Raw genomic sequence first — 22,225 nt, 5'->3', positions numbered from 1 at the left:
CTCCTGTGCACGATCGGCCCGCGGTGGGCCGGGGCCGGCCCTATTCCTCGACCGAGACGACGACGTCGCCGTCGTGCGAGACCCGGATGACCGTGCCGTCGTCGAGCTCGACCACCGGTCGGCCCTCCAACCAGGTGAGCGTCCAGCGCCAGCCCGCGGTGTCGATGCCCGCGAGCTCCGCCTCGACCGAGGCGATTGCGTCTCGAACGGGCGCCTCCAGTCTCGCGGGCGGCTCGTCGCCGACGCTCCAGCGTGTTCCGAGCTGCATCAGAGCCTCACCTCGTAGGTCACCCAGGTCGTCTTCGTGGCGAGCCGGTCGTACACCCGCTGCGCTCGCGCATTGTCGGCGGCGGTGATCCAGCGCAGCGTGCCGGCGGGGGAGTGCTCGCGCGCGAGGGCACTGAGGTGCTGGATCAGGTCGGTCGCGTGGCCGGCGCCCCGGGCATCCGGGTCGACGTAGAGGTCGTCGAGGAACCAGTCGCGGCCCCCGGTGAAGGTGTCGGGGTGCGACCGGTAGTGCGCGAAGCCGACGACCTCGCCGTCCTGCTCCGCCACGAGTGCGTCGATTCCCGAGCCGCTCGTCGTGAGCAGTGCCCACACCCGGTCGAGGAGTTCGTCGGAGAACTCGGTCTCGTAGAACGCCCCGTAGGCGCGGAACAGCGGGCCCCAGGCATCCCGGTCGCCCGCCTCGATCGCGCGGATCACTCGGCCGCCTCGGCGAGCACGATGTCCGATACGGCGATCTCCTCGGCGTCGACGAACGTCGCGGCCGCGATGCGACCGACGGCGCTCAGGTCGCCGAGGGCGAGCCGAAGGATCTCCGGACCGGCGATCGTGGCCGAGACCACCTCGGTCTTCTGCGACGCCTTCGCGTCGGTCTTCGCCCGGCGAATCCCGATGAGCGCCTCGCTCACGGCGGGCAGCAGCCCGGTCGGTGCGCCGACCTCGCCGAGCTCGGCGGCCGTCGGCCACGCCGAGGTGTGCACCGAGCCCTCGTGGGTCCAGCTCCACACCTCCTCCGTCGCGAACGGGAGGTAGGGCGCGAAGAGCCGCAGGAGCACATCGATCGCCGTGCGCAGCGCCACGACGGCGCTCGCTTGGCCGGCTCCGCCCTCGGCGTCGTATGCGCGCTCCTTGACGAGCTCCAGGTAGTCGTCGCAGAAGGTCCAGAAGAACTGCTCCGCAGCCTCGAGGGCGCGCGCGTGGTCGAACGACTCCAGCGCGTCGGTCGCCGTCGACACGACCGAGGCGAGCTCGGCGAGCATGTCGGTGTCGAGCGGCTCGGTGACGGATGCACCCGCCGCCGCCTCGGGGAACGAGTACACGAACTTCGCGGCGTTCAAGACCTTGATCGCGAGCCGGCGCCCGATCTTGATCTGCTTCGGGTTCTGCGGGTCGAATGCGGCATCCGTTCCGAGCCGCGACGACGCGGCCCAGTAGCGCACCGCGTCCGAGCCGTGGTCGTCGAGCATCCCCTTCGGCGTGACGACATTGCCCTTCGACTTCGACATCTTCTTGCGGTCGGGGTCGACGATGAAGCCGGAGATCCCGGCGTTGCGCCACGGCACCGAGCCGTGCTCGAGCTCGGCGCGCAGCACCGTCGAGAACAGCCACGTGCGGATGATGTCCTGGCCCTGGCTGCGCAGCGAGTACGGGAACACGAGGTCGAAGAGCTCGGGGTCGGTCACCCAGCCGCCCGCGATCTGCGGGGTGAGCGACGAGGTCGCCCAGGTGTCCATGATGTCGAGCTCGCCGACGAAGCGGATGCCCCGGTCGGCCTCCGTGTACCCGGGGGGAACGTCGCTCGACGGGTCGATCGGCAGCGAGTCCTCGCTCGGCACGAGCACAGCGCCCCGTTCGCCGTTCTCGTCGAGCTCGTACCAGACCGGGATGGGCACGCCGAAGAAGCGCTGGCGGGAGATCAGCCAATCGCCCGTGAGTCCGCCGACCCAGTTCTCGTAGCGCACGCGCATGTGGTCGGGGGTGAACGAGATCTCGCGGCCGGCCTCGACGAGGCGGTCGCGCAGCGCGGTGTCGCGCGCCCCGTTGGTGATGTACCACTGGCGGGTGGAGATGATCTCGAGCGGCTTGTCGCCCTTCTCGAAGAACTTCACCGCGTGGGTGATGGGCTTCGGATCGCCGATGAGCTCGCCCGACTCGCGCAGTAGTTCCACCACTCGGCCCTTCGCGCTGAACACGGTCTTGCCGGCGAGCTCGGCGTAGTGCGCCTTCGCCTCGTCGGTCGCGATCGCCTCGGGGGCCTCGGCGACGATGCGGCCGTCGGCACCGATGATCGTGCGGTTCGGGAGGTCGAGCTCGCGCCACCACACGACGTCGGTGACGTCGCCGAACGTGCAGATCATCGCGATGCCGGAGCCTTTGTCCTTCTGGGCGAGGCGGTGGGCGACCACCGGCACCTCGACGCCGAACAGCGGCGTGCGCACGGTCGTGCCGAAGAACGGCTGGTATCGCTCGTCGTCGGGGTGGGCGACGAGGGCGACGCACGCGGGCAGCAGCTCGGGGCGGGTCGTCTCGATCTCGATGTCGCCCTGGCCGTCGGTGCGGTGGAACGCGACACGGTGGTAGGCCGCGGGCTGGTCCTTGTCCTCCAGCTCGGCCTGCGCGACCGCGGTGCGGAACGTGATGTCCCACAGCGTCGGCGCGTCGGCCTGGTAGGCCTCACCGCGGGCGAGGTTGCGAAGGAAAGCGCGCTGTGCCGTGGCCTGCGCGTCGTTGCCGATCGTGCGGTAGGTGAGCGACCAGTCCACGCTCAGGCCGAGCTGGCGCCACAGCTCCTCGAACTGCTTCTCGTCCTCGATGGTGAGCGCCTCGCAGAGCTCGATGAAGTTGCGCCGCGAGATCGGCACCTGGTCGGCGGCCTTGCCGCTCGACCCCTCGCCGCCCTGCTGCGGGGGAACGAAATCCGGGTCGTAGGGCAGCGTGGGGTCGCAGCGCACGCCGTAGTAGTTCTGCACCCGGCGCTCGGTCGGCAGGCCGTTGTCGTCCCAGCCCATCGGGTAGAAGATGCTCTTTCCGCGCATGCGCTGGAACCGGGTCACGAGGTCCATGTGGGTGTAGCTGAAGACGTGCCCGATGTGCAGGCTCCCGGAGGCGGTCGGCGGGGGAGTGTCGACGGAGAAGACGGTCCCCCCGCCCGCCGCATCCTGAGCCAGAGCTGCGGCACGATCGAACCGGTAGGTGCCCTGGGCCTCCCAGGCCGCCCCCCACTTCTCTTCGAGTCCTTCGAGGGCGGGGCGCTCGGGAATTGTCGGCATGGGGGTCTCCGGTTCGATATGTGCGGCACCGTGTCGGTTGGTGAGGTGCCTGAGTGTTGGACTGCCCCCGATTCTACCGGCGGCGCGGCGTCACTCGGCGATCGGGTCGGCGAGCACCCGGGTCACGATCGGGAGGCCGCCCGAGTCGTGGATGCCCCGCTCCCGGGCGATGAGGAGCGCCTTCCACAGTGCCCAGCCACGGGCGCGCGCCCACGTGCCCGCATCGAGGTCGACGGCCTCGACGAAGAGCCGCCGGTCGTCATCGTCGAAGTAGGTCCACGCCATGACGAGGTCGCACGCCGGGTCGCCGACGCCGCTCGTGCCGAAGTCGATGAGGCCCGAGAGCCGACCGTCGGAGACGAGGAGGTTGCCGTGGGCGACGTCGCCGTGGAACCACACCGGCGCCTGTCCCCACCGTGACTCGAGCGCGGCATCCCAGACGCGCTGCGCTTCGCGAAGGACCTCGGATGCCACGACGCCCCCCAACTCGGCGAGAAGGCGCCTCGTCTCCTCGTCGTAGTACTCGGGCGGGGCACCTCGGAAGAAGCTGTGGGCCCCGGCGGCCGGGCCGTCCGCGGCGTCGGCCCGGCGCAGGGCGACGAGCACACCGGCGAGGTCGGCGGCGAGCGCGCGCCGGTCGATGTCGGGCCCGCTCAGGAGGTCGCGGCCGGGCATCCAGCGATTCACCGTCCACGGCCAGGGATAGCCGTGCCCGGGCTCGCCGAGCGCAACGGGTTCGGGAATCGCGACCGGAACAGCTGCCGCCAGCCGGGGAAGGTAGCGGTGCTCCTTCTCGACGGCGGCGACGTATCCCTCGGCGCTCGGCAGCCGAGCGCTGAACTCGTCGCCTACCCGGAAGGTCCGGTTGTCGTTGCCCCCGGGCTCGACCCGGCGCACGGTCAGGTGCGCCCACTGCGGGAACTGATCGGCGATGAGCCGGGTCACCAGGTCCTCGGTGATCGAGCGGGAGTCCATCTCCCCGAGGCTACTCGCGGATCGTGATCGTCTGGCTCTCGACGTCGGACCCGTCCTGGACGGTGATCGTGTAGATCTGCTGCCCGGAGGACTGGCCGCACTGGTAGTCGAAGTCCATCGTGTAGTTGAGCGGGAACTCGCTGTACGGCTCGTTCTTCGCGTTCGTCGTGCCGACGCCGAACCACAGCGTGTCGCCGGTCGCCGCCCAGCTGAAGGTCACCGGCACCGAGTCCTGCCCGTCGCAGTTCACCGACGTCGTGGACGCGCTGTACGAGGAGATCAGCGGAGCGGGCGGCGGCGGGGGCGGCGCGACCGTCTGTGTCGGCGTCGGGGTCGGCGTGGGGGTGGGGGTCGGCGTGGGCGACGGGGTGGGGGTCGCGGAGCTCGCCGTCGGTGTGGGCGTCGGCGAGCCGGTCGGCGCGGGCGCGGGGGAGCCGCCGCGCGTGAGCAGCAGGATCAGCAGGATGATGAGCGCGATGAGGAGCGCCCCGCCCACCGAGGCGAGGATGATGATGGTGCGCCGGGATGACCGCTCGCGCGGCGTCTCGACGGTGCCGGCTTCGGCAGGTGCGGCGTCGGTCTGCGGGAGCAGCTCGGTGGGTGCATCCTCGGCCGGCTGCTGGTCGAACCGCTGGGTCGGAGTGTCGTCGCTCATCTGGTCCCCGTGCTGTGGTCGCGAACCGGGAGTGCCCCGGACGAGGACAGCCTAGGGGGCCGTCCCCGCCCGGGACAACAGGATGCGAACGCGATTCAGAGCGCGGACGGCCGCCGCATCCGCGCCGCCGCGATCGCCGACACGAGGGTCAGCGCGGAGAGAACGGCGAGCACGATGCCCGGGTGCCACCACGCCGTGTCCGTCGCCTCGGCGAGCAGGAGCGTGATGGTGGGCACGAACGCGGTGAGCGTCGCCGCGATGGAGTAGGCGAACGACAGCGCCGAGTAGCCGAAGCGGTGCTCGAAGAGGTCGTTCATGAGCCCGCCGAGCGCGGCCCAGCTGAGTGTCGGCAGGATGCCGCCGATGATCATCGTCGCCACGAGGATCGGGAACGTCGCGAACTGCAGCAGGAAGTACATCGGGAACGTCACGAGGAGCGTGCCGATCGCGCCGATCGCGACCACTCGCGCCGATCCGATGCGGTTGGCCCACGCGCCGAACAGCGGAATGGTCACGAGCTGCAGGAGCCCGCCGATCGTGGTCGCGACGAGAAGGTCCTGGAAGCTGAAGCCCAGCGCGGTCGTGCCGTAGTTGATCGTGTACGTGTTCATGAGCGAGTACGACCCGATCCCGAGCAGCGCGGCGCCGATCGCGACGACGAGCGCGACGGGCTGGGCGCGGAACACCGCGAGCAGCGGCACGCGCGGCTTGAGGCCCTCCTGGTCGATCCGCTTGAAGACGGGCGTCTCCTCGATCGACCAGCGCAGGTACAGCGAGACGGCCAGCAACGGGATCGCGGTGAGGAAGGGGATGCGCCATCCCCACGCCACCATGTCCTCCGTGCTCACCGAGAGCGTCATCACGATGAAGAGCGTCGCAGAGAGGATCGAGCCGACCGGCGAGCCGAGCTGCGGGATCGCGGCATAGAAGCCGCGCTTGCTCTCCTCCGAGTGCTCGGTGGCGAGGAGGATGGCCCCGCCCCACTCGCCGCCGAGGGAGAGCCCCTGGGCGATCCGCAGAATGATCAGCAGGACCGCGGCGAGCCATCCCACCGAGTCGTAGGTGGGCAGCACTCCGATGAGCCCCGTCGCGACGCCCATGAGGGTGATCGTGACGATGAGCGTCCCGCGGCGACCGAGTCGGTCCCCGAGGTGGCCGAAGATGATGGCGCCGATGGGGCGGACCACGAAGGCGATCGCGATCGAGAGGAAGCCCGCGAGCGCCCCGCCGAAGACGCCGAGCGGCTCGAAGAAGAGCGGCCCGATGAAGAAGGCGGCGAAGTACGCGAAGACGTAGAAGTCGTAGGACTCGAGAGCGGTCCCGACGAACGATGCCCAGACGACCTTGCGGGAGGTCCGGACCGAGGAGGGCGATGTGGTTGGCACTTTGCCACTATCGGTGATGGTCACAAGTACTCAAGCCTAGGGGTCGCTCGGTTCATTCCCCGGCAGGGCGTCAGTCCCGCAGCATCGACTCCGCGAGTTCGAGGCACCGGTGCGCCTCGAGCGAGCCCGACAGGCCGTGACCGAGCAAGTGGGTCGCGGCGATCGCTCGCGCCCGGATGGCGAGTGCCGCATCCGGATTGTCGTCCCACGCCTCGACGAACGAGAGCGCGAGTCCGCGGGCGCGTCGCGCGGCAGGCGCTCCGACGGTGCGCTCGGTCAGGTCCGCCGACGCCAGGAGGTGCGCCACGAGTGCCCCGGCGTCATCAGCCGGGTCGCCGAGTCCGGCGGTGTCGATGTCGAGGACACCGGTGACCGTCAGCGGGTCGTCGCGGAGAGCGAAGAGCTGGGCGAGGTGCAGGTCGCCGTGGATCGTCACGGGCGCCGGTGCCGCGGGGGCGGCGGCGAGGGTGAGTGCGACGATGTCGCACACGGAATGCGTCCGAGACTCGTGCTCGGGGGCCAGCTGCGCGAGTCGTCCGCGATACCAGTCGATTCGGTGCGCCAGCGACGGGCGGGCGGGCTCGGTGGAGGGCACCCCGGCGATGCGCCGGGAGAGCTCGCACACCGCGGACACGAGTCCGTCGTCACCGGGCAGTCGGTCGAGCATCCCGATGATCTCGGAGCCGACGAGGGGGTCGAGCACGAGCATCCCGTCGGAGTCCCACGATCGAACTGCGGGCACGGGGATGCCGTGCTCCCGCCACATCGCATGCCGCTCCCGGATGGCCTCCACGCGGTGCGGCCCCACGACCTTGAGGAACACCGTGCCGCTCGGGGTTGTGGCCCGGATGACCGCCCGCCTGCCCGCGCGATACGAGAGCACATCCATCTCGAGCTGCTCCGGCTCGAGGCCCAACGGCGAGACGAGCGCGGCGGCGGTTTCGGGGGTCACGGCGGTTGCGAGCGCAGGCAGCGCGGGGTCGGCGGGGTAGAGCCACGCGGTGAGGCGCTCGCCTGCGGCGCTCTCGACGGGGTATCCGGACTCGGGGGAGTCGAGCTCGCCCTCGAGGTAGACCGTGTGCTGTCGCGGGCTGCCGTCCCCGTCGACGACGTCGACGACGTGGCCGGTGACGAAGGAGTCCCCGCGAGCGTCGAGGCTCGCGAGACGAACCGCGATCGCGGTCCAGCCGAGTTCGGCTGCGAGGGAGCGCACCGCGTCGGCGCGGTCAGGGAAGGGGTCAGTCGTCATCGTTGTCGGCACGTCCGTCGTCTCCATGGTCGTCTGGGCCGCTGGGCGGCTCGGGCGGCTGGGGCGCGACGGGTTCTAGCGCCGAACTGAGCGCAGACCACGACGCCAGGGAGGGCGCCGGAGCGGATTGGGGGTGTGTCGTCGGGACGACGATGTCCTCCGCTGCTCGGTACTGCACCGACTCATTCTGTCTGCTGTCACGGCTCGCGCTGGTATTCGTGACCGGATCGTGTCGTGTCGCGTCGGGAGCTTGTTATAGTTCTTCTATAACAATAGAATAGACACATGCTCTTCACCGTTGACCCCGGGTCGTCCAGCCCGCTCTTCGAGCAGCTCGCGGCGAGCATCCGTGGCGCGATCCTCTCAGGCCGTGTCGCGGTGAACGAGCGGCTTCCCGCCGCTCGGGACCTCGCGGTAGCGCTCGACATCAATATCCACACGGTCCTGCGGGCGTACCAGGAGCTTCGCGACGAGGGGTTCATCGAACTGCGTCGCGGTCGTGGCGCCGTCGTGACCGACCGCGCCCGCGACTACAGCGCCCTCGCGAGGGACATCGACACCATCGTCGCCGAGGCCAAACGGCTCGAGCTGACCCCCGGCGCCGTGAGCGCCATGATCCGAGAGGCCTGGTGATCCCATGGCAGACCGCACCCGCATCCTCCTCGTCGCCGTCGTCGTCCCGGCGGTCATCGCCCTCGGCGGCGCGCTGCTCATCGTGCTGGCGCTTCCCGACCTGCCGGACCCGGTCGCGATCCACTGGGGCGCTTCGGGAGCTCCCGACGGCTTCGGGCCAGCCTGGCCCTCCCTTCTCCTCCTCGTTGTCCTCGTGCTCGCCTACTCGGCGTTCGCCCTCGTGGCTGCTCGCGGGAAGGGACTCAGCATCGTGCAGCGGCTCGTCGTCGCCACGTCGCCCTTCCTCTCCGTCCTGCTCACGGTGACGCTCGCGGGCTCGCTGTGGATGCAGCGCGGCCTGGATGACGCGGCGGCCGCGCCCGGCGTCGAGCTCCTGCCGCTCGGCGGAACCCTCGGCGGCCTCGCGCTCGGCGTGGGCGCGTGGTTCGTCCTCCCCGCCGCGACGCCCCTGGACGACACTCGCGTGACCCCGGAGACGCTCCCGCTCGGGGCGACGGAGCGGGCGGTCTGGATGCAGCGGATGGAGCCGTCCGGGGTGCTCGCGGTCTTCGCCGTCGGCACACTCGCCCTCGTGACCGTGGTGGGTGTCGTGTCGCTGGCCCTCTCCGCCCCGCTGCCGGTCACGCTCGTGTACGGAGCACTCCTCCTCGTCATCGCCCTGCTGGTGGCCGCGACCCTGTTCTGGCGGGTGCGCGTCACCGAGGAGGGATTAGAGGTGCGGTCGGCCGTGGGCATCCCGCGCTTCCGCATCCCGCTCGCCGACGTCGACAGCGCGTCTCTCGTCGAGGTGGAGCCCGTGCGCGACTTCGGGGGCTGGGGCCTGCGCTGGGGCGGCCCGGGTCGGTTCGGCGTGGTCACGCGACGCGGTGACGGCCTCGAGGTTCGGCGCCGCAGCGGCAGGGTGTTCGTCGTTACGGTCGACGACGCGCGCACCGGCGCGGCACTGCTCAACTCACTCGTCGCGCGACGCGGTACGATGTCTTGACCAGCGTCGATCCGGCCATCACCGGGGAGCTTTCGGAAGAACGCCGCACAGCACTCGGGTGCGGTCACTAGAACCGAACGGGTAAGCCCGTCACAGCAGTATTGAGCGGTCGGCGCCTGCGGGTGCCGGCAAGCGGGGTGGTACCGCGGCCGACAGGTCGTCCTCGTGCGAAGCACCGCACTGGAGGAGACCGATGGGCTACCCGCTGAACACGCCGGACGACGGAGTCGTCCCCTCGCCGCGATTCCCGGAGATCGAGAAGCGCATTCTCGAATTCTGGAAGCAGGATGGCACCTTCCGGGCGTCCATCGACCAGCGCGAGGGTGCCCCGGAGTGGGTGTTCTACGACGGCCCGCCCTTCGCGAACGGCCTCCCGCACTACGGCCACCTGCTCACCGGCTACGCGAAGGACCTGTTCCCGAGGTTCCAGACGATGCGCGGCAAGCAAGTGCACCGCCGCTTCGGCTGGGACACCCACGGCCTCCCCGCCGAGCTCGAGGCGATGAAGCAGCTCGGCATCAACGAGAAGCGCCAGATCGAGGAGATGGGCATCGCCGCCTTCAACGAGGCGGCACGGGCATCCGTGCTGCGCTACACGGAGGAGTGGGAGCGCTACGTCACGCGGCAGGCGCGCTGGGTCGACTTCGAGAACGACTACAAGACGCTCGACATCTCCTTCATGGAGTCCGTGATCTGGGCGTTCAAACAGCTGTACGGCAAGGGGCTCGCGTACGAGGGATTCCGCGTGCTGCCCTACTGCTGGCACGACGAGACGCCCCTGTCGAACCACGAGCTGCGCATGGACGACGACGTCTACAAGATGCGCCAGGACCAGGCCGTCACCGTGACCTTCCCCCTCGACGGGCCGAAGGCGGAGGCGCTCGGGCTCACGGGGGTCAACGCCCTCGCCTGGACGACGACGCCCTGGACGCTCCCGACGAACGCGGCGCTCGCGGTCGGCCCGGACATCGAGTACGCCGTCGTGCGCTCGGGCCCCCTCGTCGACGGCGCGGCCGAGTACCTGCTCGCGGCCGACACGGTCGGGGGGTACGCGAAGGAGCTCGGCTACGCGAGCGCCACGGAGGCGGTCGAGTCCATCCTGCGTCGCATCCCGGGCCGCGACCTCGACGGCGTGCGCTACGTGCGGTTGTGGGACTACTACGCCGACGTCGAGGCGTGGGGCATGGAGAACGCCTGGCAGATCCTCGTGGCCGACTATGTCGCGACGGGCGAGGGCACGGGCATCGTGCACCAGGCACCCGCGTACGGCGAGGACGACCAGGTGGTGACCGCGAAGGCGGGCATCCCGGTCATCCTCTCTGTCGACGACGGCGGCAAGTTCCTTCCGATGATCACGGATGTCGCCGGCCTTCAGGTGTTCGAGGCGAACAAGCCCCTCACCCAGAAGCTCCGCGCCGACGGTCGGCTGTTCCGCGTGGCGAGCTACGAGCACTCGTACCCGCACTGCTGGCGGTGCCGCAACCCGCTCATCTACAAGGCGGTGTCGAGCTGGTTCGTGCGCGTGCCGGAGTTCAAGGAGCGCATGGGCGAGCTCAACCAGGACATCAACTGGGTGCCCGAGAACGTCAAGGACGGCCAGTTCGGCAAGTGGGTGGGCAACGCGCGCGACTGGTCGATCAGCCGCAACCGGTACTGGGGCAGCCCCATCCCGGTGTGGAAGAGCGACAACCCGGAGTACCCGCGCGTCGATGTCTACGGCTCTCTCGACGAGCTCGAGGCCGACTTCGGCGTGCGCCCCACGGACCTCCACCGCCCCTACATCGACGAGTTGACGCGGCCCAACCCCGACGACCCGAGCGGCCAGTCGACGATGCGGCGCATCCCCGACGTGCTCGACGTGTGGTTCGACTCCGGGTCGATGCCGTTCGCCCAAGTGCACTACCCGTTCGAGAACCAGGACTGGTTCGACAGTCACAACCCTGCGGACTTCATCGTCGAGTACATCGGGCAGACGCGGGGGTGGTTCTACGTGATGCACGCCCTCTCGACCGCGCTCTTCGACCGGCCGGCGTTCACCAACGTCATCAGCCACGGCATCGTGCTCGGCTCCGACGGGCAGAAGATGTCGAAGTCGTTGCGCAACTACCCGGACGTCTCGGAGGTCTTCGACCGGGACGGCGCGGATGCGATGCGCTGGTTCCTCATGTCGAGCTCCGTGATCCGCGGCGGCAACCTCATCGTCACGGAGGAGGGCATTCGCGAGGGCGTGCGCCAGCTGCTCCTGCCGCTGTGGAGCACGTACTACTTCTTCACCCTGTACGCGAACGCCTCGGACTACACCGCGACGTGGCGCACCGACTCCGAGAACCTCCTCGACCGGTACATCCTCGCCAAGACGCGCGAACTCGTCGAGGCGGTCACGGCAGACCTCGAGGGCCTCGACAGCCCGCTCGCGGCGGAGAAGCTGCGCGACTTCGCCGACGTGCTCACCAACTGGTACGTGCGCCGCAGCCGCGACCGCTTCTGGGACGGCGCCGGCACGGACGCGTTCGACACGCTGTACACCGTGCTCGAGACGGTCACGCGCGTCGCGGCGCCACTCCTGCCGCTCGTCGCCGAGGAGATCTGGCAGGGGCTCACCGGAGGCCGGAGCGTTCACCTGACCGACTGGCCGGACGCGACGTCGTTCCCCGCGGACCACGGCCTCGTGACGCAGATGGATGCCGTCCGCGAAGTGGCTTCGGCGGGCCTTGCCCTGCGCAAGACGCGGGGGTTGCGCGTGCGCCTTCCTCTCTCGGGACTGACCGTGGTGACGAGCTCGCCGCTGTTCGACGGCGCCGACGCGATCCTGCGCGAGGAGCTCAACCTCAAGTCGGTCACGGTCGTGCCCCTCGAGGAGGGCTCCGTCGACGCCTTCGGGATCTCCCGGCGGCTCACGGTCAACGCGCGAGCGCTCGGCCCGCGGATCGGCAAGGACGTCCAGCGCGTCATCCAGGCGGCGAAGGCCGGAGACTGGTCGGCCGACGGCGACCGGGTCGTCGCGGGCGGTGTCGAGCTCGTCGATGGCGAGTACGACATGGTGCTCGAGGCGGCGGACCCGGCCTCGGCGATCGCGTTCCTCGGCGACGGCGGCTTCGTCGTCCTGGACACGGTCACGACACCCGAGCTCGAGGCGGAGGGCCTCGCCCGCGACGTCATCCGAGCCATCCAGGACACCCGCAAGGCGGCCGGGCTCGACGTGAGCGACCGCATCCGCCTCGTCGTCGCCGGTGCCGACGCGGACGACCTCGCCGCACTCACCGCCTTCGAGGAGATGATCGCGGGCGAGACGCTCGCGGTGTCGAGCGTGTTCGAGCACAGCGCCGACCCGCAGGCTGCCGCAGCGCTCACCGCCCAGGCAGGCGGTCACCGGACGACGGTGGGTTCCGGGCAGTACGCGAATGCTGGTGTACTGGTCATCGACGTCGTGAAGTCGGGAGCGGTGGATGTCTGACGAATTCGAGCTCGATGACTCGGAGTACCGGGAGGATGCCGACCGCGCCTACGCCGAACTCCTCGAGCGCATCGGCGAGGCCGCGCCCCAGCCGCGGCTGAACGCCACTCGGCGCGCGGTCGAGCTGCTCGGCGACCCGCAGCGCAGCTACCCGATCATCCACATCACCGGCACCAACGGCAAGACGTCGACGAGCCGGATGATCGAGTCGATCCTGCGCGCCTATGGACTGCGCACCGGCCTCGTGACGAGCCCGCACCTCGTACGACCGAACGAGCGCATCGTGATCGACGGCGAGCCCATCTCGAACCGGGCGTTCGCCGACAACTGGGCCGACATCCGCCCCTTCCTCGAGCTTGTGGATGCCGAGCTCGCCGACAACGGCGAGGAGCCCCTCACCTACTTCGAGGCGTTCACGGTGCTCGCGTTCGCGGCGTTCGCGGACGCCCCCGTCGATGTCGCCGTCGTCGAGGTCGGCATGGGCGGCGAGTGGGACTCCACGAACGTGGCCGACGGGCAGGTCGCCGTGTTCGCGCCGATCGCCCTCGACCACACCCAGCGGCTCGGGTCGAGCATCCAGCAGATCGCGCGCACGAAGGCGGGCATCATCAAGCCCGTCGCGAGCGTCGTCTCGGCGGCCCAGGTGCCCGAGGCGCTCGCCGAACTCGAGCGGGCGGCCGACCTCACCGAGTCCACGCTCAAGGTCGAGGGCACGGCGTTCGCGCTCGAGAGCTCGACGGTGGCCGTCGGAGGCCAGGTCATCTCGGTCCGCGGCATTGCGGGGGAGTACCGCGACCTCTTCCTGCCCCTGTACGGCGACCACCAGGGCCACAACGCGGCGCTCGCGATCGCGGCCGTGGAGTCCTTCCTCGGCGAGGGCAGCCAAGCGCTCGTCGGCGACGTGCTCGCAGAGGGCCTCGCGACGGCGACCTCGCCGGGGCGCCTCCAGCTCGTCGGCACGGAGCCGACGGTGCTCGTGGATGCCGCCCACAACCCGCACGGGGCGCTCGCGCTCGCCGATGCGCTGCGCACCTACTTCACGTTCGACGAGATCGCGATCGTGCTGGGTGTCCTCCAGGATAAGGATGCCGACGGCATCGTCTCGGCACTCGCCCCGGTGGCCTCGACGTTCTTCGTGACCCAGTCGGGCTCCGACCGCGCCATTCCGGCCGACCGGCTCGCGGACCTCGTCGCCCGCGACGCGCCCGAGCACGCGGTGCAGGCGTTCGAGAGCCTCGAGTTCGCGGTCCAGGATGCGCGGATCTGGGCATCCCAGGCTCCGCGCCGAGCGGTCGTCGTCACCGGCTCGATCACGCTCATCGGCGATGTCATGGCGCTCGCCGAGTCGGAGGGCTGGAAGTGACCGACGCCCCCGGCGCCGCCCCTGCCGGTCGACCCCGTCGCGAACGCAGCGCGACGGAGTCGCTCACGAGCATCGCCCTCGGACTCGAGGCGTTCATGGTCTTCTTCGCCGCGCTGACGGCGTTCGGTCTCAAGGCTGTGTCCCCCGCCGTCGCCTTCGGAGGGGGAGCGGCGCTCATCCTGCTGCTCGTGCTCACCGCCGGACTCGTGCGCTATCGGTGGGGTCTCGCGCTCGGCTGGGTGCTCCAGGCGGTGCTCATCGCCCTCGGCATCGTGCTGCCGATCATGTACGTCATCGGGGCGGGGTTCGCCGCCATCTGGACTTTCTGCTTTCTCAAGGGCCGGCAACTCGACCGCGCCAAGACCACGATCCTGAAGGAGACCCCATGACCGTCGAAGAGACCCTCGTCCTGATCAAGCCGGACGGCGTCGCCCGCAACCTCACCGGCGAGATCCTGCGCCGCATCGAGGCGAAGGGCTACCAGCTCGTCGACATCCGGATGCTCGAGGCCGACCTCGACCTCCTTGCGGCGCACTACGAGGAGCACCAGGGCAAGCCGTTCTACGAGCCGCTCGTCGAGTTCATGCAGTCCGGCCCGGTAGTCGCGATCCGAGTCGCGGGCAATCGTGTCATCGAGGGCTTCCGCTCCCTCGCCGGCACGACTGACCCGACGGCGGCGGCACCCGGCACGATCCGCGGCGACCTCGGCCGCGACTGGGGACTCAAGGTGCAGCAGAACCTCGTGCACGGCAGCGACTCGCCCGAGTCGGCCGCGCGCGAGCTCGCTCTCTGGTTCTGAGGGACGTGTAGCTAGACGAACAGGTACGACAGCACGTCCAGTCGCACCTGGGCGATGATCGCGACGATCAGGTAGCAGGCGAAGACGATCACGGGCGTCCAGCCGAAGAGCACGGACCCCGCTCTCTCGAGGCGCTCGCCGAAGACGCCGCTGCGGGCGTTGTCGAGGGTGAGAGTCCAGAACATGATGTAGGTCACCGCCCACACGAGCATGCACCAGGGGCACAGGGTGCCCAGCGAGAAGATGCTCTGCGTCATGAGCCAGATGCAGAACCCGAAGGCCGCGGCGACGCCGACGTTGAAGGCGATCCAGAACCAGCGCGCGAAGCGAGCACCGGCGAGGAGGCCTACTCCGACGGCGATCGGCGCGACGAACCCGCCGAGCCCGAGGATGGGGTTGGGGAAGCCGAGCAGGGAGCCCTGCCACGACTGGAGGTTCGCCCCGCACTGCACGATGAGGCTGAAGTTGCAGTCGAGGTCGGCCTCCGGATTGAGGAGGACCGCGAGCTTGTCGAGCGTCAGAGCGAACGAGGCGTACCAGCCGATCACCCCCGTGATGATGAGCACGATCGGCAGGACGAGAGTCCTTCGGGCGGGGACGACGACGGTCATGTCTCGGATTATCGCAGTCGCCACGGAGCGTTCGCTGGGGCGAAAGTCCCGATTTCGGCTCATCGTGCGATAATTTGTAGACACGTCGACCGGGCCGCGCCCGGGCAGACACCAAGACAGCTTTACCGGGCACCCGCGAGCGGCACCAGCCGAGCGGACAACCGGGCCGGGAATGCAGCAGTGCTGCGCAAGGCGGATGGCCAGTTCCGCGCAATAGTGACAGAAGAAGCCGTGCAGTGAGAGGGCACGCGAGCACCGCGAGACTTGAGCCCGGTGCATGACCTGAAGGATTGGTAGCGGCTCCGCCACAGGCGAGTCAGCGCACGAGAGAGTACCCGCCCGGGGCGCGGTCCCGGCGGGGTAGGAGTACACCAGCGATGGTGAATGACAACGAAGTACGTGACGAGAACCCGAACAGCGGTACGACGGACGCCCCGAAGAAGCGGCGGCTCTTCGGCCGCAAGGGGGCGGATGCCGCGGCTCCCGTGACGCCCGCGCCCGAGGCATCCCCTCAGGAGCCTGCAGCGGCAGCCGACACCGCACCGACCGCGGAGCCCGTCGCCCCGTCGACGGCGCGCAAGCGCCCCGCGGCGAAGAGCGCCGCGTCGCACGTGTCGGCGAGCGCCGAGACGGGTGTGGAGCCGGTGGAGGCCGCCGAGGCATCCGTCGACGACACGCCGAAGCGCTCGCGCTCGAAGGCCGCGCCAAAGCCGGCGGTGGTGAGCGCCGACGCGCCCGTCGAGGAGGGCGACGAGGTCGAGGACAGCGAGGCAGCGGTCGTGCCCGAGCCCGCCGCCCCGGTGCGGTCCACGACCTCCCTGCTCTTCCAGGCACCCGACCTGCCGACGATCGTGCCGCCCGTCCGCGGCGGCGGAGCCGACGCCGAGGAAGGCGCGGGCTCGGTCCGTCGCCGCTCGCGCCGCCGCTCCGGCGAGGCGCCCCGTGACAACGAGGACGCCCCCAACACGGTCGTGCGCGTGCGCCAGCCGCGCCCGGCGCCGGAGCCCGTCACCGAGCCGCAGCGCGTCAAGGGCTCCACCCGCCTCGAGGCGAAGAAGCAGCGCCGCCGCGACGGTCGGGATGCCGGCCGTCGGCGTCCCGTCGTCACGGAGAGCGAGTTCCTCGCCCGCCGCGAGTCCGTCGATCGCGTCATGGTCGTGCGCTCGAAGTTCGGCCGCATCCAGATCGCGGTTCTCGAGGACGGCGTGCTCGTCGAGCACTACGTCGCCAAGTCGCAGGAGGCGAGCCTCATCGGCAACGTCTACCTCGGACGTGTGCAGAACGTGCTGCCGAGCATGGAGGCCGCGTTCGTCGACATCGGTCGCGGCCGCAACGCCGTGCTCTACTCGGGCGAGGTCGACTGGGACGCCGCGGCCGCCGAGGGCGAAGGCAAGAACCAGGCCCGCCGCATCGAGCTCGCGCTCAAGCCCGGCGACCGCGTGCTCGTGCAGGTCACGAAGGACCCCGTCGGTCACAAGGGCGCCCGCCTCACCTCGCAGGTGAGCCTGCCCGGCCGGTACCTCGTCTACGTGCCGAACGGCTCGATGTCGGGCATCAGCCGCAAGCTCCCCGACACCGAGCGCGCCCGACTCAAGAAGATCCTCAAGGAGGTGCTGCCCGAGAACGTCGGCGTGATCGTGCGCACCGCCGCGGAGGGCGCGACCGAGGAGCAGCTCACCCTCGACGTCAACCGGCTCACGAGCCAGTGGGCCGAGATCAGCCGGCTCGTGGAGACCCAGCAGGCGCCGGCGCTCCTGCACTCGGAGCCCGACCTGCTCATCAAGATCATCCGCGATGTGTTCAACGAGGACTTCCAGTCGCTCGTCATCGAGGGCGACGACGCCCGCGAGACGATCGAAGGCTACCTGCGCTCGGTCGCCCCGGACCTCGTCGACCGCGTGTCGAAGTACGAGGAGAGCGTCGACTCGTTCGACAAGTACCGCGTCTCCGAGCAGATCGAGAAGGCCCTCGACCGCAAGGTGTGGCTGCCGTCGGGTGGCTCGCTCGTGATCGACCGCACCGAGGCGATGACCGTCGTCGACGTTAACACCGGCAAGTTCGTCGGGTCGGGCGGCAACCTCGAAGAGACCGTAACCAAGAACAACCTCGAGGCGGCTGAGGAGATCGTGCGCCAGCTCCGGCTGCGCGACATCGGCGGAATCATCGTGGTCGACTTCATCGACATGGTGCTCGAGTCGAACCGTGACCTCGTGCTGCGCCGCCTCGTCGAGTGCCTCAGCCGCGACCGCACGAAGCACCAGGTCGCCGAGGTCACCTCGCTCGGCCTCGTGCAGATGACGCGCAAGAAGCTCGGCCTCGGTCTCCTGGAGACGTTCAGCGAGTCGTGCGAGGTGTGCGCGGGTCGCGGAATCATCGTCCACCACGACCCCGTCACGAAGCACCGTCCGCAGCAGTCGCAGCCCGAGCAGGGCGGCGGCGGTCGGCGTCGCAACCGCGGGGGCGGAGGAAACAGCGCGCCCGCGTCATCCGGCGTCAAGAACGGTGTCGGCAGTGCGGGAACGCACGCGATCACGGAGGACGTGCGCAACGCGCTCGCCCGGGTCGCGTCAGTGACGGTGCACCACGACGAGCCGACGGCGACGGATGCTCCGGCCGGCGAGACCGCCGGCACGAGCACTCCGACCGAGGTGCCCGAAACCGGCCCCGTGGCGATCCTCGACATCCCGGTGACGAAGCAGCCGCGCCAGAAGCGCGCGGTGGCGGCGCCGGAGGCGGAGCAGATCCTCGAGTCGGTGCTCGACGCGCTTCCCGAGCCGAAGCAGCCCGGACAGGGCCGCTCTCGCGTCTCGCGGCGCGCCGGCAGCGCGGGCCAGGTCGTGAGCGCCCCGGCGGAGCCGACCGCGGAGTAGCCTGCGCGGGCATCCCAGCATCCCCGAATAGGATGCCGGGGTGGGGACGCCGACCGAGACCGCAGCGCACGAGCATCCCCCTTCGCACGGCTACGACCACGGGCATGACCATGGCCATGACCACGGCGCCCCCGCGAGAGGGTTCAGCCGCGCCCGCGCGATCTGGCTCGTCGTCGGAGTGCTCGGCGTGGCGGGCCTCCTGGCACTCCGATCGCTCGCAACCGAGGGTGGCGTCCCGCTGCCGAACCAGCTGCAGGACCTGCTGACCCTCGCCTTCAGCGTCATCGTCGAGTCGCTGCCGTTCGTCATCCTCGGCATCCTGCTGTCGATCGTCGTGCAGGCCTGGCTTCCCGACGACCTCCTCCAGCGCTACCTGCCGCGCAACGCGGTGCTGCGCCGCTTCTGCATCTCCCTGTTCGGCATCGCGCTGCCGGTGTGCGAGTGCGGCAACGTGCCTCTCGCTCGCGGACTCGTCATGAAGGGCTTCACCGTCTCGGAGTCGATGACGTTCCTGCTGGCGGCGCCGATCGTGAACCCGGTGACGATCATCACGACGCACGCCGCCTTCGGCTTCGACGACGGCATCCTCGTCGCTCGCATCCTCGGCGGGCTCGCGATCGCGAACATCGTCGGGTGGCTCTTCAGCCTGCACCCCCGCCAGGACGACCTCCTCACGCCGAGCTTCGCCGCCGAGTGCGCGCGAGGCGACCACTCCGAGGGCTCCCGGCCCCAGCGCAGTCTCGCGATCTTCGTGCGCGAGACGAGCGTCATCATGCCCGCTCTGTTCATCGGTGCGCTCATCGCGGGGGCGATCCAGGTCGCCGTGCCGCGCGAGGTGCTCGTCTCGCTCGGCTCCAACCCGCTGTGGTCGGTGCTCGCGATGATGGTGCTCGCGTTCGTCATCGCGGTGTGCTCGAGCGTCGACGCGTTCTTCATCCTCCCGTTCGCGAGCACGTTCCTCCCGGGGTCGATCGTGACCTTCCTCGTCTTCGGTCCGATCATCGACGTCAAGATGCTCGCGATCATGCGCACGACCTACACGACCCGCACGCTCGTGCAGCTGACGGTCGTCGTCGGCCTCCTGAGCGCCCTCATCGGATTGGTGGTCAATGTCCTGGCTTAGCATCCAGCGCTGGCGCGGAGTCGTGCTCGTCGGGCTCGCGGCCGTCGCGACAGTCGTGCTCGCGGCGACGGGGCAGCTCGTGCTGTACATCCACCCTCGCTACGTGGTCTTCACCGTGATCATGGTCGTTCTCGCCTTCCTCCTGGTGCTCGCGAGCGCGCTCCTGTCGAAGCCCGACGACGAGGATGCTCCGGCCTCGCCGTTCTCGAAGGCGCTCAGCGTCGGCGCCGTCGCCCTCGCCGCTCTTCTCGCCGTCGCCATGGTCGCCCTTCCGGCGGCGACGCTCTCGAGCGCGACGGCCGACCAGCGCGACATCAACAGCACCGCGATCGGTGCGAGCGACACCGACCTCGAGGACGCCGCGGCGGTGCCGACCGCCGAATTCGCCGCCTTCACGGTGCTCGATTGGGCTTCGCTGCTGCGCCAGACGACTGATCTCGCCTTCTACCGTGACAAGCCCGTCGACGTGGTCGGCTTCATCACCCCCGACGCGAGCGACCCCGACGTGTTCTACGTCTCGCGCTTCTTCGTCACGTGCTGCGCGGTCGACGCCCAGCCCGCTGGCGTTCCCGTGTACCTGCCGGGGTGGGCATCCCAGTTCGAGGCCGACGACTGGGTGCGGGTGACGGGGCAGTTCGCGGCCAACCCCAGCTCGGGGAGCGCGGAGCCGCTCGCGATCGACCCCGACGACGTCCTCGCGGTTGAGCAGCCCAGTGAGCCGTACCTCTTTTAGCCGGCGCGCCGCCGCCCACTACTTCACCCGTGCGTTCGCGTGGGTCACCGGCGTGCTCGTCGCGCTGTGCGCCGTGTTCCTCACGCTCGCCTACTTCCAGGGGCCGAAGCTCGCGGATGCCCAGCTCGACGCCCGCGCGGCCATCGAGCAGCCCGACCAGCAACTGCGCCTGTTCCTCAACCAGCCCGTCGCCGACGTCGGAGCCGATCAGGTGAGCGTCGAGCCCGCCGTCGGCACGAGCGTCTCGTCGTCGGGCGACGTGCTCGCCATTCAGTTCGAGGCGCCGCTGCGGTACGCGACCGAGTACACCGTCACCGTCGCCGATGTGCGCAGCACGACGCTCCCGCAACCTGCGACGATCACCTACCGCTTCACGACGCCCACGCCCGAGCTGTACTACCTCGACCGCGGCGACCCCGTCGACGAGATCGTGCGCACGGGCCTGATGGGGAGCGACCGCGAGGTCGCGTACTCGGGGGAGAGCATCCAGTCGTTCGCGACGACCGGGCAAGTGCTGGTCGTCGCCTCGCTCGAATCGGACACGTCGAGCCGCCTCGATCTGGTGAGCCTCTCGGACGGCGCCGTCGAGCAGCTCCGGTTGCCCGCCGAGGGTCTCGTGAGCGACCTCGAGGTGTCCGATGTCGGATCGGTCGTGGCCTTCACGTTCACTCCCGCCGTGCGCGATACGGCGGACGTCCTCGGCGGTCGCCGCGTCCTCCTCATCGACCTGGAGAGCGGTCGGGATGTCATGCCCGTGGGCGACCTCGGGGGAGCGCCGCTCCCCGTCACCGACTGGCGATTCGTGCCGGGCACGACCTCGCTCGTCGTCCAGGGCGTCGAGGAGACCGTGTTCGTCGTGGATTCCGCGCCGGGGAGCGTGCCCGTGCCGCTCGGCCGCTATACCGAGCTCGTGAGCGTCTCGCGGGACGGATCCCTTCTCGCGGCGCGCGGAACGCTCGGGGGAGTGTTCGTCTCGCTCGCCGATGGGGCTGAGGAGCCGTACGAGCCGTCGCTCATCGAGGGCGGTCAGCCTTTCGTCGGTCAGTTCGAGCGCCTCGCCGACGGCTCGGTGATCGAGAAGGCTGCTCTGCAGACGACCGACGGCCGTTTCGTCGTGGTCGTTGCCGTCGACGACGGCTCGAGCGGTCGCATCGTGTACCAGACGCCGAATCTGGCGGGCAGCATCGAGGAGTTCCGAGTCTCGCCGAATGGCCAGTACGTCGCGATCGAGGTCGTGCCCGTGGTCGCCGACTCGGTCTCCGACGGTTACGCGGAGAATCCGCGCTCGACGACCATCACGACGGTCATCGTGGACATCGACTCCGGCCTCGTGGTGCGCAGCGTCGAGGGCTTCGACCTCGCGTGGTGACTCCGACGTCCGGCGTCGGTCGCGCTAGTGCCGGTCGCGCTGGGGGACCCGCAGGCCGCTCGCCTCGAGCCGCTTGACGAACTCCCGCACCCCGACGGGCTGGGCCCCCAGGGCGACGAGCTCTCCCCACATCCGTGCGGGAACGTCGTAGTGGTCTCGATCGAAGCCCCGCTTCGGGATGCCCGCCCTCGCCGCGAACTCGTGGAGCTCCTCCAACGACGCGTCGCTCACGATGTGCGCCCACAGGGTGTCGTGTGCGGGCCAGATAGGCTGGTCGATGAGCACGGTCATGGGCCGATTCTAAGAGCGTCGTCGGCTCGGACCTCGTTTGACCGGGGTGCCGTTCATCGCGTATTGTTGACTCTTGGTGTCTGCTGGGCCAAGCCCGCCATCGAACACCAACAGCTTCCGATAGTTAGGGAAACCACAGTGGTTTACGCAGTTGTGCGCGCCGGAGGGCGTCAGGAGAAGGTCGAGGTCGGCTCGATCGTTGTGCTCGACCGCCTCGCGGCCGAGCAGGGTGGCACCGTGGAGCTCGCTCCCGTGCTGTTCGTCGACGGCGACAAGATCACTCACGACGCCAAGGCGCTCGAGAAGATCAAGGTCAAGGCTGAGGTCATCGGCAACGAGCGCGGCCCGAAGATCGTCATCCAGAAGTACAAGAACAAGACCGGGTACAAGAAGCGCCAGGGCCACCGCCAGGAGCTCACCCGCATCAAGATCACCAGCATCGCGTAAGGGGCTGA

20 protein-coding genes are annotated in these 22,225 nt (G+C 69.7%); 11 read left to right on the top strand and 9 right to left on the bottom strand.

The genetic code is table 11. The annotated features are described in order from the left end of the window. Positions 1-40: 40 nt before the first annotated feature. The 7 genes from Q5716_RS08655 to Q5716_RS08625 form a co-directional block, all read right to left on the bottom strand. On the bottom strand, positions 41-268 hold the full coding sequence (locus Q5716_RS08655) for a hypothetical protein (RefSeq protein ID WP_305002671.1): 228 nt from the start codon (positions 266-268) through the stop codon (positions 41-43). Then, complete coding sequence (locus Q5716_RS08650; protein WP_305002670.1) at positions 268-705, bottom strand: GNAT family N-acetyltransferase; 438 nt, start codon at positions 703-705, stop codon at positions 268-270. The genes Q5716_RS08655 and Q5716_RS08650 overlap by 1 nt, the downstream gene beginning before the upstream one ends. Then, positions 702-3,275, bottom strand: coding sequence for a valine--tRNA ligase (gene valS / locus Q5716_RS08645; protein ID WP_305002669.1), 2,574 nt, complete (start codon positions 3,273-3,275; stop codon positions 702-704). The genes Q5716_RS08650 and valS overlap by 4 nt, the downstream gene beginning before the upstream one ends. A gap of 90 nt (positions 3,276-3,365) precedes the next feature. Then, positions 3,366-4,250 (bottom strand): aminoglycoside phosphotransferase family protein, encoded by an 885-nt coding sequence (locus tag Q5716_RS08640; RefSeq protein ID WP_305002668.1) that lies wholly within the window; start codon positions 4,248-4,250, stop codon positions 3,366-3,368. A gap of 10 nt (positions 4,251-4,260) precedes the next feature. Continuing rightward, complete coding sequence (locus Q5716_RS08635) at positions 4,261-4,905, bottom strand: hypothetical protein (RefSeq protein ID WP_305002667.1); 645 nt, start codon at positions 4,903-4,905, stop codon at positions 4,261-4,263. A gap of 95 nt (positions 4,906-5,000) precedes the next feature. Continuing rightward, the gene (locus Q5716_RS08630; protein WP_305002666.1) at positions 5,001-6,290 is read right to left on the bottom strand and encodes an MFS transporter; all 1,290 of its coding nucleotides are present in this window, start codon (positions 6,288-6,290) and stop codon (positions 5,001-5,003) included. Between the two features lie 70 nt (positions 6,291-6,360). Beyond that, positions 6,361-7,539, bottom strand: coding sequence for a phosphotransferase (locus Q5716_RS08625; protein ID WP_305002665.1), 1,179 nt, complete (start codon positions 7,537-7,539; stop codon positions 6,361-6,363). A 285-nt stretch (positions 7,540-7,824) separates the two neighbouring features. Between Q5716_RS08625 and Q5716_RS08620 the strand changes: the two genes are divergently transcribed. The 6 genes from Q5716_RS08620 (at position 7,825) to ndk (ending at position 14,773) form a co-directional block, all read left to right on the top strand. After that, positions 7,825-8,172: a GntR family transcriptional regulator gene (locus Q5716_RS08620; RefSeq protein WP_305002664.1), complete on the top strand. Its 348-nt coding sequence runs from the start codon at positions 7,825-7,827 to the stop codon at positions 8,170-8,172. A 4-nt stretch (positions 8,173-8,176) separates the two neighbouring features. Then, positions 8,177-9,157 carry a DUF1648 domain-containing protein gene (locus Q5716_RS08615; protein WP_305002663.1) on the top strand — a complete coding sequence of 327 codons (981 nt, stop codon included), beginning with the start codon at positions 8,177-8,179 and terminating at the stop codon, positions 9,155-9,157. A 193-nt stretch (positions 9,158-9,350) separates the two neighbouring features. After that, entirely contained in the window at positions 9,351-12,611 is a 3,261-nt protein-coding gene (gene ileS, locus Q5716_RS08610; RefSeq protein ID WP_305002662.1) for an isoleucine--tRNA ligase, read from the top strand. Further along, entirely contained in the window at positions 12,604-13,974 is a 1,371-nt protein-coding gene (locus Q5716_RS08605) for a bifunctional folylpolyglutamate synthase/dihydrofolate synthase (RefSeq protein ID WP_305002661.1), read from the top strand. Before ileS ends, Q5716_RS08605 begins: the two co-directional genes overlap by 8 nt. Next, positions 13,971-14,363, top strand: coding sequence for a DUF4233 domain-containing protein (locus Q5716_RS08600; protein WP_305002660.1), 393 nt, complete (start codon positions 13,971-13,973; stop codon positions 14,361-14,363). The genes Q5716_RS08605 and Q5716_RS08600 overlap by 4 nt, the downstream gene beginning before the upstream one ends. After that, positions 14,360-14,773, top strand: a complete 414-nt coding sequence (gene ndk / locus Q5716_RS08595) for a nucleoside-diphosphate kinase (RefSeq protein WP_305002659.1) — start codon at positions 14,360-14,362, stop codon at positions 14,771-14,773. The genes Q5716_RS08600 and ndk overlap by 4 nt, the downstream gene beginning before the upstream one ends. 11 nt (positions 14,774-14,784) lie before the next feature. Here ndk and Q5716_RS08590 read toward each other — a convergent pair whose 3' ends face one another. Beyond that, complete coding sequence (locus Q5716_RS08590) at positions 14,785-15,384, bottom strand: vitamin K epoxide reductase family protein (RefSeq protein ID WP_305002658.1); 600 nt, start codon at positions 15,382-15,384, stop codon at positions 14,785-14,787. Positions 15,385-15,761: 377 nt separating this feature from the next. On the opposite strand from Q5716_RS08590, the gene Q5716_RS08585 reads away from it, so the two are divergent. The 4 genes from Q5716_RS08585 (at position 15,762) to Q5716_RS08570 (ending at position 21,479) form a co-directional block, all read left to right on the top strand. Further along, the gene (locus Q5716_RS08585) at positions 15,762-18,254 is read left to right on the top strand and encodes a ribonuclease E/G (protein ID WP_305002657.1); all 2,493 of its coding nucleotides are present in this window, start codon (positions 15,762-15,764) and stop codon (positions 18,252-18,254) included. Positions 18,255-18,432: 178 nt separating this feature from the next. Then, on the top strand, positions 18,433-19,377 hold the full coding sequence (locus tag Q5716_RS08580; RefSeq protein ID WP_434056609.1) for a permease: 945 nt from the start codon (positions 18,433-18,435) through the stop codon (positions 19,375-19,377). After that, positions 19,364-20,110, top strand: a complete 747-nt coding sequence (locus tag Q5716_RS08575) for a TIGR03943 family putative permease subunit (RefSeq protein WP_305002655.1) — start codon at positions 19,364-19,366, stop codon at positions 20,108-20,110. Before Q5716_RS08580 ends, Q5716_RS08575 begins: the two co-directional genes overlap by 14 nt. Then, complete coding sequence (locus Q5716_RS08570; RefSeq protein WP_305002654.1) at positions 20,091-21,479, top strand: Ig-like domain-containing domain; 1,389 nt, start codon at positions 20,091-20,093, stop codon at positions 21,477-21,479. The genes Q5716_RS08575 and Q5716_RS08570 overlap by 20 nt, the downstream gene beginning before the upstream one ends. 24 nt (positions 21,480-21,503) lie before the next feature. On the opposite strand, the gene Q5716_RS08565 is transcribed toward Q5716_RS08570, so the two are convergent. Continuing rightward, positions 21,504-21,770: a DUF4031 domain-containing protein gene (locus Q5716_RS08565; protein WP_305002653.1), complete on the bottom strand. Its 267-nt coding sequence runs from the start codon at positions 21,768-21,770 to the stop codon at positions 21,504-21,506. A 138-nt stretch (positions 21,771-21,908) separates the two neighbouring features. Between Q5716_RS08565 and rplU the strand changes: the two genes are divergently transcribed. Continuing rightward, the gene (gene rplU, locus Q5716_RS08560; RefSeq protein WP_305002652.1) at positions 21,909-22,217 is read left to right on the top strand and encodes a 50S ribosomal protein L21; all 309 of its coding nucleotides are present in this window, start codon (positions 21,909-21,911) and stop codon (positions 22,215-22,217) included. Positions 22,218-22,225 lie beyond the last annotated feature (8 nt).

The sequence above is a fragment of the Antiquaquibacter soli genome (genome assembly GCF_030580675.1).
In the GTDB taxonomy this organism is placed as follows: domain Bacteria; phylum Actinomycetota; class Actinomycetes; order Actinomycetales; family Microbacteriaceae; genus Rhodoglobus; species Rhodoglobus soli.
The sequence above is the reverse complement of the archived record's forward strand: the minus strand, read 5'-3'. Positions and strand labels throughout refer to the sequence as shown.

Bases quoted from the DNA above. Each gene is read 5' to 3' on its own strand.
- Q5716_RS08655 (WP_305002671.1), bottom strand. From the start codon at position 268: ATGCAGCTCGGAACACGCTGGAGCGTCGGCGACGAGCCGCCCGCGAGA.
- valS (WP_305002669.1), bottom strand. From the start codon at position 3,275: ATGCCGACAATTCCCGAGCGCCCCGCCCTCGAAGGACTCGAAGAGAAG.
- Q5716_RS08640 (WP_305002668.1), bottom strand. From the start codon at position 4,250: ATGGACTCCCGCTCGATCACCGAGGACCTGGTGACCCGGCTCATCGCC.
- Q5716_RS08635 (WP_305002667.1), bottom strand. From the start codon at position 4,905: ATGAGCGACGACACTCCGACCCAGCGGTTCGACCAGCAGCCGGCCGAG.
- Q5716_RS08625 (WP_305002665.1), bottom strand. From the start codon at position 7,539: ATGACGACTGACCCCTTCCCTGACCGCGCCGACGCGGTGCGCTCCCTC.
- Q5716_RS08620 (WP_305002664.1), top strand. From the start codon at position 7,825: ATGCTCTTCACCGTTGACCCCGGGTCGTCCAGCCCGCTCTTCGAGCAG.
- Q5716_RS08615 (WP_305002663.1), top strand. From the start codon at position 8,177: ATGGCAGACCGCACCCGCATCCTCCTCGTCGCCGTCGTCGTCCCGGCG.
- ileS (WP_305002662.1), top strand. From the start codon at position 9,351: ATGGGCTACCCGCTGAACACGCCGGACGACGGAGTCGTCCCCTCGCCG.
- Q5716_RS08605 (WP_305002661.1), top strand. From the start codon at position 12,604: ATGTCTGACGAATTCGAGCTCGATGACTCGGAGTACCGGGAGGATGCC.
- ndk (WP_305002659.1), top strand. From the start codon at position 14,360: ATGACCGTCGAAGAGACCCTCGTCCTGATCAAGCCGGACGGCGTCGCC.
- Q5716_RS08590 (WP_305002658.1), bottom strand. From the start codon at position 15,384: ATGACCGTCGTCGTCCCCGCCCGAAGGACTCTCGTCCTGCCGATCGTG.
- Q5716_RS08585 (WP_305002657.1), top strand. From the start codon at position 15,762: ATGGTGAATGACAACGAAGTACGTGACGAGAACCCGAACAGCGGTACG.
- Q5716_RS08575 (WP_305002655.1), top strand. From the start codon at position 19,364: ATGTCCTGGCTTAGCATCCAGCGCTGGCGCGGAGTCGTGCTCGTCGGG.
- Q5716_RS08565 (WP_305002653.1), bottom strand. From the start codon at position 21,770: ATGACCGTGCTCATCGACCAGCCTATCTGGCCCGCACACGACACCCTG.